Source organism: Novosphingobium clariflavum (genome assembly GCF_026420865.1).
Classification (GTDB): Bacteria; Pseudomonadota; Alphaproteobacteria; order Sphingomonadales; family Sphingomonadaceae; genus Novosphingobium; species Novosphingobium clariflavum.
Window position 1 is genome coordinate 1 of the sequence record NZ_JAPCWC010000086.1, and the last position, 1,241, is coordinate 1,241.

1 protein-coding gene and 1 pseudogene are annotated in these 1,241 nt (G+C 60.1%); both read right to left on the reverse strand.

Annotated features, from left to right (window positions below; all coding sequences use genetic code 11):
- Positions 1 to 49: 49 nt before the first annotated feature.
- Positions 50 to 397 (reverse strand): DUF2726 domain-containing protein, encoded by a 348-nt coding sequence (locus OKA11_RS24340; RefSeq protein ID WP_267225199.1) that lies wholly within the window; start codon positions 395 to 397, stop codon positions 50 to 52.
- A gap of 63 nt (positions 398 to 460) precedes the next feature.
- Positions 461 to 1,241 (reverse strand): annotated as a pseudogene (locus OKA11_RS24345) (MobF family relaxase); the annotation flags it as partial.

The following is a 1,241-nucleotide window of genomic DNA, read 5'->3' on the forward strand; positions in this document are numbered from 1 at the left end:
TTATGATGGCCGCACTGCCTCCGGAAGCAACGTGCTACGAAATGCGCGCTTACGCATTGTGACTGTAATCATCGACTTCGATCAGCGCGAGGATCGCGCCCGTCGCCCGATCCTGCGCGACGAAATTAACGATTTTCTGCGAGAACGCGTTGCGATCGGAGTGACGGGATTTTCGCAATGGGTTTGTGGGGGCCTTGAGCAAAGCACCCATCGCCACCTGCGCGTGAATGCGGCAATGGGGCAGGGCCCGTTCCAAAGCGATCAGCATCGCAGCCTCACGTTTGGTCAGGAAGGGTTTCGAGACAGGCTTCGGCGCTGTGTTGAGGCCAGCCAAAGCCTTCAGAAGCGCTAATCCCACCACCAGCAGGATGAGCATTCCGATTTTGGTTTCATCCATGATCAATCAGCCCCTTGGGTACGGAGGGTAGGGAGGCACAGCGGTCAAAGGGGATGATTTTGGTCATAGATCGAGTCCCAGGTTCTTTTCGGGCAGGCCCGGAATTTGGCCGTCATCACGGCCAGGCATCGGCGGAATGCCGGTGAGATCATCAATGGTGGTGTCGACGATGCCGAGCCCATCCCCCTCGAGGTGATCCAGCAGTGCTTGCCGGAGCGGATCGGCGTCTTCCTTGTCCTGCGCGGGGGCAGGCGGCTCATCAGCGCCGGGGTCGTAGATCTGATCGGCACTGGCATCGAAGGTGGAATAGTCAGTTTCCGATGGTCCCATCGGGGGCAGGTCATCCAGATCCATTGAATCGGTACCGGACATGCCGTTCCGGCTCGTCTCAACGTCGCTGCGCCCTGCGGGCGAGTTCTCGTTGCCATAGCTGCCAGTGCCAGCGCCGCCGTCATGTGCATCGGCTTCGGGCATTGGGGGCAGGTCGCCCAAATCAGCGGTGGCATCGCTGCCAGGGCCGTTCGGCGCGCCAACGGCACCGCTCTCTGCGTCAAGCGCATCGAATGCCGCGGTAAGTGCAGCGTCTGCCGCTTCCTGCTTGGCATCGACACCATCGATGTTGAGCTGCCCGGTGCTTTCGAGAGAGGAGGTCTTGTCGCCGGGATTGGAGTTCAGGCGCCATTCCAGCTTCTCGCGGTCATCGACGATCATGGTGAGACCGTCACGAACGCGGGTAACAAGGACGTTGAAGAGGCGCTGGTTCGAGAGGTTATGCTCATAGGAGAGCATCACGCCGATCCCCTTATCGGCCGTGACGCCCTGAGCCATGTGCATATTGAGAGCG

Excerpts from the sequence above, each read along its gene's own strand:
- OKA11_RS24340 (WP_267225199.1), bottom strand. The coding sequence starts at position 397 with ATGGATGAAACCAAAATCGGAATGCTCATCCTGCTGGTGGTGGGATTA.